We start from the raw sequence: 8,822 nt of genomic DNA on the forward strand, positions 1-8,822 counted from the left end.
GGGGTGCGGCGCTCCCAGGGCGCGGCTAAGCCCTCCCGAATTGCAGCGCGAAGGCCGCCTCGATCGCCTCCAGTCGCTCGCAGCCGGCGAAACTCAGGGCGGCCGGGTCATTGGTGTAGACGCGCTCCGCGGGGTGCTGGGCCAGCTTGGCCGCCACCCAGTCCGCCGACCCCGCCGCGGCGCACTCGCGGAAGAAGACGCCCACTGTCTGTCCCCGTCGGTTGGAACCCAGCAGCACCACGCCCAAGGGTTCCCGATAGAGCCGTGCGATGTCCAGGCCGAGCAGGTAGGCGAGGCTCTCCACCAAGTCCACCTCACAGGGTTGGGCCGCGCCGCCCCCATCCGCCCGTCGCAACTGGTAGCCGAAGGGTGAGCCGAAGCGCTCGATCGCGCAATACAGGCCGCGCGAGGCGCGGTCCAGGCGGTAGCGCAGGGCGAGCGCCGGGTCATCGAAGGGGAGGTCGGCGGTGTCGCCCGCGGTCTGCTCGGTGTCCAGACTCTCGAGACTGTCATCGTATTGTTCAAAGGATTGAACGCGCACGAACGCGCCGGGACCCGCGTTGCCGATCGGTCGGCCCTTCAGCCAATCCACCGCGAAGGCAACCTTTTTCACCCGCGGGACTATCATCGCCTCCAGGTTGTGGCTCGCCTCGACCGCCAACCACTTGAACCCGATCCCGGCCTTGTGGTTCAGTCGCATCACCGCGTGGGCAGTGGTGCCGCTGCCCGCGAAATAGTCGAGCACGAGGTCGCCCGCGCCCGCCGCGTAGGGGATCAGTTCCTGTAGCAGGGCCGGGGCCTTGGGGTTCTTGAAGCGCTGCGCCTCCCCGAAGAGATTGGTCAGGTCGTTGGCCCCGGAGCGGCCGTCGATCTCGATGACGCTGGGGAGCTTGGCCTCGTACTCGTGTGCATAGACCTTGAGTTCAATGAGCTTCGTCTCGTCCTCGCCGAAGAGGATGCGATCTTCCGCCAGGAGTCTCTTCAGCGTTTCCTCTGGGAACCGATAGCCCATGAGCGGCTGTTTGCAGGGTTTCTTGGTCCGCGGGTGCAGCACATCGTAGCGATACCCCTCTCTCCCAGGGTTGTGGACACTTTGACTTCCGGTATAGACCCCTCCCGCATCAATGTACTTGTAACGATCCAGTGGACCCAGAAAGACTTTGTTACCCTTGAACCATTGCTGATAGGCGCTGCGCAAGGCGGCGGTGTCGCCGTGCCGCTCAAGCAAGTCGCGGCCCAGTTTTACAAGTAACTCCTTGGCATCCGAATAGGGGTTCTTCCACTCCGATTCCAGCGTCCCGCGGTTCTTCGCGAAGCACTCGACATACTCGTGCTCGACGGCGATATTGGTCGGATTGTTGTCCGTAACGTTCTTCCAGACGATAGTCCCCAGGGCATTGCCTGACCCGAGGGTCTGCTCCAGTAAGGTTCGCAGCCGGGGATACTCGTTTTGGTCGATGCTGGAGAACAGGACCCCGGCCGGCTTGAGCGTTTCGGCGCCCAGGCGCAATCGGTCCTCGATCATCGCGAGCCAGGAGGCCGATTGATAGGAGTCCTTGTACGCGAAACCATCCCCGCCCGTGTTGTAAGGCGGGTCGATATAGATGAGCTTTATCCGTTCGCGGTACTTCTCGTGCAGGAGATTGAGCGCCTGCCAGTTGTCCGAGTGGATGGCGAGGCCGTCCAGGGCCTGGTCCAGCGGGGTCGCGGCCGTCACCGCCTCCAGCAGTGACCACTTGAAGGCGTCGGGGAAGCGCCCGGTATCGACCGGGAGCGGGAGATAGCGGGTCGCGGTCGCGGTCAGCAGATCGCCCGGGGTGGTGCGGCGGCAGGCGTTCGCGTCCGGGTAGTCACCCAGCCCGAGCGCCGTCCACTCCGCGCGTTGGCCCGCGATGATGGCGTCGATGTGTCCCGCGAGCCAGGCCGGGGCGTGCCGCTCCAGCCGGTCCAGGGTGATGACGTAGCGTGTCGACAGAACCAGCTTTTTCTTCTCCCACAGGGCCTTCTGGAAGTTTTCCAGGGCCGCGAGGAAGGCGATGATCTGGGCGCCGACGGTGCGTAGGATCCGCCCGACCTTGAGTGCCCGCCCCGGCAGGCTCGGGGCGGCGGCGTCGGCCAACAACTGATCCAGGTCCAGGACTTCGGTCTTGATGAAGAGGTCCAGATCCTCGGTCAAGGCCTCGCCCAGGCGTTTGTGGATGAAGAAATCGCTCTGGTTGCGGGCGATGAAGCGGTTGAGCCAGCGGCGGATCTCGGTGCTGGTGGTGGCCCCGCCCCCGGCGCCGGCCGCCAGAATTGCGGCGACGATCTCCTCCCTCTGCTTGTCGTTTTGGGCGCCCTTACGGTAGTGCAGGGCGACGCGGATGACCTCGCCCTGCGCGGAAATGGCGGCGAGCGCGTAGTGGGCCTTGTCGCCGGGCTTCAGGGTCGCGCGGGTCGCCTGCAGGCCCACGGGGTCCACGGTGAAGCACAGGCGCCGACCGTTGCCCAGGCGTACCGGGAAGTCGCTGAAGCTGTCGCCGGACTTGATGTAATACATGTCCTGCGTGGCCCAGTGGAACTCGGTGTCCTCGCCGGTGGAGCGCAGATAGCGGGCGCCGCCCTTGCCGTAGCGGCGCTCCACGATGAAGTCGCCGTCCTGGTAGTGGCGCGAGAAGAACTGGTAGAGCCGGTTCAAGACCTCGGCGCGGTCACTCTCGCCGGTCTGGTGGCCGGCGCGGGCCTCGGCCAGCGCCCGGTACTGGGCGACCTGCGGCTTGAGCAAGGGGGTCAGTCCCAACTGGTTGAGTGCTGCGTCGCGCTGCTGCCGGGTCATGCCGGGGGTGAGACCCAGGTCCTGCCCCAGGCCCTTGAGGCGGTCTTCCTCCTGCGCCTGTGCTTCGTGCCCCGCCGCTGCAAAGGCGTCGTCCAGGAGTTCGCACAGCCGCCCGCCATGCAGCGCGGGGCCGTCCGGGCCGGGGCCCAACTCCCCGAGAAAGCCCCGGACCTCCCGGTTGTGGCGGCGGATGATACGGTAGAGCCCGAAGTCGAGCGACTGCGCCTCGTCGAGCTGAAAGAGTTCCGCCATCAGGGCGATGAAGCGGGTCTCCGCCTGGGTCCTGGGGGTCGGCAGGGTGGGTAGGCCGTGCGCTTGGGTCACCGGTCAGTCCTGTGGGCAAAAGGCGGTGGCCCATTTTGCCTGCAATCGTGGATCAGTGCCGAAGCGCGATTGTCCCCGAATCTCGAGCGGTCGTTCTTGAACCGTTACTGATCTGCCCTCCAGGTCAACTCCTCCCCGTCCGGCGGCGGTGAGTCTCCCCGCCCGGGCCCCTGCGGGCGCCGCGGCGGCCCGGGCCGCCCTAGCACCGGCCGGGAGAAACCGTCCCAGCCCCAGCGCAGCCAACTGAGCAGGCGCAACGCGAGCCACAGGGCCCAGGCGAGCATGAGGGCGCGATAGACCCAGATGGGCACGCTGATCACCCAGATCGGGGGCAGGGGGCCGGTGGTGCGGTCCTGATACCACTGGAGCAGCCCGTTGCCGGAGCCGTTGCCCATGATCTGCATGGCGGGCGCCCCCAGCAGGCCTTGCGAGACGGCGCCGATCAGACCGGCCCCGGCGGCGACTGTCAGCACCGCCAGGGCGACCTGGACCAGGTTAAAGCGCCGGCGCGGCGTCTGCGTAGGCAGTTGTCGGCGCAGGCCCAGGGCCAGCAGCCAGCCGGCCACCAGCACCAGCACCCAGATCTGCGCCAGGCTGAGCCCGATGCCGAGCAGCAGCCAGTCGTGGGTCTTGAGTGGCGTGAGCCGCAGGCGCCCGAGCGCTGCCGCGAGCCCGGCCAGGATGAGGAGTACGCCCCAGAACAGGACCACCGGGCCGATCCGCGGGCCGCCGGTGAAGAGCACCCAGCGCCCCTGCGGTAACCGCAGCGCGAGGGTCACATTGACCGCCGGGCTGTTCAGGTCCGGCAGCCCCGGGGCACTGCGCAGACCCATCTCCTGAGGTTGGCGCCACTGGACCAGGATGGACTGGTGCCCCGGCACCAGGGGTAGCTCCAGGGGGGCCCCGGGCCCGGGCAGGGGCAGGTCCAGCAGGCCGGCCTGCAAGCGGGTCGGCACGGCCTCCGGCGGCAGACGGATGGGGTGCAGGCCACCCTGGGTGGCGCGCAGTTCCAGGCGCAGTTCGCCCTCGCCGGTGCGCCGCCCCAGGGTCATGCGCAGGTCCACCCGCTCGAGTGTGAGGGTGCGCCCGGGCACCGCGCCCGGCCGGGTGAGGGTCAGGTCCAGGGTCTCGCCCGGCAGGGGCCGCCAGGTGGGCTGCCAGCGGTCGGCGGCCGCGGCCTGCTGGATCGGCGCCGGACCGCTCCAGTCCAGGTGCCAGCGGGGGCTCAGCGCCAGTGACCAGGACTCGGTGAGCCGCGGGTCGGTGACCGCGGTGAGGCGCAGGGTTGCCGCCGGCTCCAGGGTCGAGGCCCAGGCGAACTCGGTCTCGCCGGGGGCCAGGTTGACCAGCACCCGTGCCTCCTGGATGGCGAGCCCCGGGGTCTGGACCGCTTCCCCGGGCAGCAGCGCGACCGGCAGGGAGACCGGGAACTCGGCCGGCGACAGGCGCCGGACCCGGGTCTGCACCCGCCAGTCGAGGCCGATCCGCAGACCCCGTTCGACCCGCAGCAGGGGCGGCAGGGCACCCTGGTTCAGAGGGCCGGCCGCCGCGCCGTCCCCACCGGAGAGGCGCAGCAGGCGCACCTGGGGACCAGGCAGGCCGCCGCTGTCCAGACCCTCCAGGGTCCAGCCGTCCAGGGTGGCCTCGAGCTGCCGGGGCCGCAGCGGGAAGGGGATCTCGACCTGGGTGCGCTCCGGCAGGGGGCCGGACAGGTCCAGACGGTGGCGCCCGGCGGGCAGCGGGACCAGGAGACGGTCGTCGCTGCCGCGGCGCAGTCCGTCGACCGGGACGCCGTCCAGGTCGACCTGGGTGGGCAGCCAGCCGCCAGCCCCTCCCGGTACCGCCGCGGCCACCGCGGCGGCAGCGTCCAGGGTCAGGGTGAGGCGCAGCCAGTGGGGTTGCGCGCTCAGGGAGAGGCTTGGCAGGTCCACGCAGTCCGGCAGGCAGTCCGGGGGGGCGAGCAGGCGGGCGCGCAGTTCCTCCAGCAGCGCGGTGCCGGGCAGGTCGGCGGCACGCGCCGGGGCGGCGCCCGGCCCGGCCAGACCGGCGGCCCCCAGCAGGGCGGCCAGGACCAGGGGCGGGAGCGGCGGGAGCATCAGGCGCAGTACGGACTCCGGGGCGAGTTTGGTTACCGGTTCCACCGCCGGTTCGGCGCTCCGCGCGGGCGACGGCGCGGACACGGGTTCCGACGGGGGTTCCGCCATCGCTTCCGATCGCGGCGCCGACGGCGCCGGTGGTGTCGCGGCGTCCGGCGGCGGCGGGGCTGGGCGGCCGATCAGTCCGGCCACCCGCAGCCCCAGCAGGACCGTGAGCAGGGCCCCGAGGAGTGACCACCAGAGGTGCCACGCGGGGCTCAACAACCACAGGCGCGCGTCCTCGCCCGGCGTCACCGGCCCGCTCCAGGCCAGCTCGAAGCGGTTCCACTGCCAGTCCGGGACCCCGGGGCCGCTCTGCATCACCGCGTCCGGGTCCGGCCGATCGGTTGGCGGGGGGGGCGGGGCCGTCGCTGGGCCCCGCCGTCCGCTTTCCTTGCTGGTTACGGCCGTGCCGCCCATGACGGCGAAATCGGTCGCGTCGTCGCTCGTGGCCGGGTCGCCCGCCGGGGTGCCTTGCGGCTCCGCCAGGGACTCGAACTGGGACTGGGGTGCGCCCGGGGGCATGGCGGGAGCCGGGGCGGACGCCAGGGCGGGCGGCCGTTCGACCGTGCGGCGCGCCGGCGCGCCGAGCGCACCCGCGCTCGTGCCCAGCCCGACCATGGGGCGCTCCAGGTGCGGATAGAGCCCGGTGCGGACCTGGGCCGCGAGGAAGGGCAACCCGATCAGGAGCAGTGCCGCCAGGGCCAGTCGCCGGTACCACTCGACCAGACCGCGAAAGCGCCCCAGGGCGACCCCTGCTGGGTGCCGCGGCAACTGCCGCAGGAGGGCGACGGCGATCAGCACATTGACCCACACCAGGCGCGGGGCGTCCGCGACCTGCCAGGTCAGCACCAGGGTCAGGCCGGCGAGCAGCCCCCAGGGGGTGCCCCACAGGCGCCCGCTACCCAAGGCCAGGAGCAGGACCAGAAAGAGGTCGAGCAGGGTCCAGCGGCCGATCCAACTGTCGGGGAGATTGTCGGTTCCGGAGGCCGCGAGCAGGTCCCAGCCGGGGGGCAGCCAGAGGTGCGCGCGGCTGCCGGCGAGCTCCAGTCCCCAGCCGGTGGCGGGGATGGTCTTGGGGTTGTGCGGCGCGTCCGCCGCGAGGCGGCTGTCGGCGACCAGGTCGAGCCGGCCGCGGCGTACCTCGACCCCGGGCGGGTCGCCCGGCGCCAGGCGGGTGATGAGCCGCGGTTCCCCGTCCACCGCGACCCGGCCCAGGTCCAGCGGCGGCAGGGCGGTGAGCCGCCAACTGCGGGTGAGCTCGCCGCTGATGCGGTCACGCACGCTGAAGGCCCCGCCGGCCAGGTCCAGCCACAGGTCGCGCTCCAGGGTGAGCCGATCCGGACCCGGGTCGGGGTTGCCGCGGCGCCGCTCGACCAATGTCAGTGACTCCCCGCCCGCCAGGCGCCACGCCGGCAGGTCGGACCAGTCCGCCGGGACCCCGGCCTGACGCGGGTCCGCGGGCGCCGGACCGCGCACCTCCACCTGGCGCAGGCCGGGCCGGGCGGCGAAGGACCAGACTTCAAGCGCCGGCCAGGGTGCGGGGGGGGTGCCCCGGGTCAGCGCGCTCACGGCTCCGCCGACCTGAGCCTCGACCTCCAGGACCCAGTGGCCCGGGCGTGCCTGCACCCACAGGGCGCCGTCGGGGTCGAGGCGCGAGGGCAGGGGGCTCTGCACCCGCAGCGGGATGGTCCCCGGCAGCAACACCGGTCCGAGCAATACCTGGCGCGCGCGCCCGGCCACGTCCAATTCCAGGCGGGTGGTCACCCGCAGCGGCAGGTCGTCGTCGATCCGGCGGTAGACCTGGAGGGTCAGGCGGTCACCGTCCTGTCCCTCGGTCGCGAGCGGCTCGCCCAGCCACAGACGCCCGCCCCGGTCCAGTCGGGGGAAGGGTACCGGGGCCCCATCCAGGACCAGGGACAGCAGGCCGATTTCAGCCGGCAGGCTCAGCCCGTCGGGGGGGCTGCGCCATTGAAACTGCCCGGTGAGGACGTGCGTGCCCGGGGTCAATTGCACCGCCGGCGCCCCGTCGCGCAGCACCACCGGCAGCGGTTGATCGCCGTCGCGCAGCCCCTGGGGCCAGGTCTCGGTGTCGCCGGGCAGGGTGACCCAGCTCTGCGCGTAGACCTGCCAGCGCTGCGTGAAGGAGCCGCCGCGCTGGTTCAGGTCGAGTTCAAGCCGCCCCGGCCAGGCGCAGACGCGGGCACCGGTCGGGGTCGGGTTGCCCCGGTCCGGGGCCCCGGCGTCGAGCGGACAGGTCCGTTGGTCCTGCGGGTGCAGCACCCAGGGTACCCAGGCCCACAGGTCCGGCGGTACCGCGGGTTCGGACGGGGCCGCGGCCACGGGGAGCGCGGCACACAGGAAGATGAACGAGCACAGGATCAGGCGCATGGCTGGGGCCGCCGTGGGACTGGGGTATGCCTAGTGTAGCCAAATCGTGGTGCGGACTGGTCGGTATGAACAATCGGCGGCCAGGTCCCATCAGTGATCGGCGGTGCCCAAGTACGGGCAATCCGGACTACCCCCCGTTCGTCGGAAATCGAGTCATCCGCCTGTGGATATCGCGGCTGTCTGCTATAAAAGTGAACTACGTCACAGTTTCCGAATCCTCGGAGGGTTGCGTGAATCCGAAACTTGCCAGGATCCTGGCCCGGTTCGCCGCGTCTGCGGCCTTCTCGTTACTCGCCCTGTCCGCTGCCCGGGCAGACCTGATCGCCAACGGCGACTTCTCTGCTTCCACCGACCTGGCCGGTTGGACGGCCGAGTTCACCATCATCGGTGAGCCCACGCACAACTACGCCCAACTCGGCACCGACGGCGAACCCCGGCGCACCCTGTCGCAGACCTTCAGCCTCCCGGCGCTGCCCGCGACCCTCGGCTTCGACTTCAGCTTCCACACCACGGCCTCTTCCGTAGGCGACATCCCCGGCGGCGTCTTCCCCGACTCATTCGCCGCCTCCTTGATCACCACCGGCGGCGATTTCCTCGACATCCTGGTCGTGGACCTGGCGGGTGCGGACGCGTAACCCTCTGCCAACCGGGAGTGGGCCACCGGCGCACTGCCCATCCTGGTCGATCTGGACCCCGGCATCGCCATACCCGACTTCCCGCTGTTCGTCACTGGAAGCGCCTACTCGGGGCGCATCACGGTGTGGCTTCCCGACGCGATCCTGGGTCAAGACGCGACCCTCTATTTCGATCTGTATGACCAAGCCGACAATGCCTCGACCATCGCCGGCATCGACAACGTCTCTGTGCAGCCAGCCCGCGCGGCCCCCGCGCCCGCGACGCTCGGCTTGCTGCTCGTCGGGCTGGCCGCAGGCGCCGCCGCGCGCCGCACGGTAAACGCAACGGCTAATCAGCATGGGCGCGGAGCACACGCGGGCGGGACCGGGGTATGTGGGCGCGGGCGGGACGGGGCATTCGCCCCGTCCCGAACCTTGACACTGGTGGCGAATCCCTCCGTCCGCTCAGGCAGCCCCTTGCAGGGCGGCAAACCGTGAACACCGGGTGGGAGCGATGGGCGTCCCCGCCAACCAGTCGACGAC

At 70.9% G+C, this 8,822-nt stretch carries 4 protein-coding genes; 2 read left to right on the plus strand and 2 right to left on the minus strand.

Annotation, left to right across the window (positions count from 1 at the left end; translation table 11 throughout):
* Positions 1-25: 25 nt before the first annotated feature.
* Positions 26-3,139, minus strand: a complete 3,114-nt coding sequence (locus QZY48_RS26980; protein WP_295436651.1) for a site-specific DNA-methyltransferase — start codon at positions 3,137-3,139, stop codon at positions 26-28.
* 104 nt (positions 3,140-3,243) lie between these two features.
* A complete protein-coding gene (locus QZY48_RS26985) occupies positions 3,244-7,665 on the minus strand; it encodes a hypothetical protein (RefSeq protein WP_295436652.1) in 4,422 nt (1,473 codons plus the stop codon).
* 230 nt (positions 7,666-7,895) lie between these two features.
* On the opposite strand from QZY48_RS26985, the gene QZY48_RS26990 reads away from it, so the two are divergent.
* Both QZY48_RS26990 and QZY48_RS26995 read left to right on the plus strand, forming a co-directional pair.
* Positions 7,896-8,300, plus strand: a complete 405-nt coding sequence (locus QZY48_RS26990) for a hypothetical protein (protein WP_295436654.1) — start codon at positions 7,896-7,898, stop codon at positions 8,298-8,300.
* 123 nt (positions 8,301-8,423) lie between these two features.
* A complete protein-coding gene (locus tag QZY48_RS26995; protein WP_295436656.1) occupies positions 8,424-8,777 on the plus strand; it encodes a hypothetical protein in 354 nt (117 codons plus the stop codon).
* Positions 8,778-8,822 lie beyond the last annotated feature (45 nt).

This window comes from uncultured Thiodictyon sp. (genome assembly GCF_903828115.1).
Classification (GTDB): domain Bacteria; phylum Pseudomonadota; class Gammaproteobacteria; order Chromatiales; family Chromatiaceae; genus Thiodictyon.

Coding starts and splice junctions, on each gene's coding strand:
- QZY48_RS26985 (WP_295436652.1), bottom strand. CDS start 7,665: ATGCGCCTGATCCTGTGCTCGTTCATCTTCCTGTGTGCCGCGCTCCCC.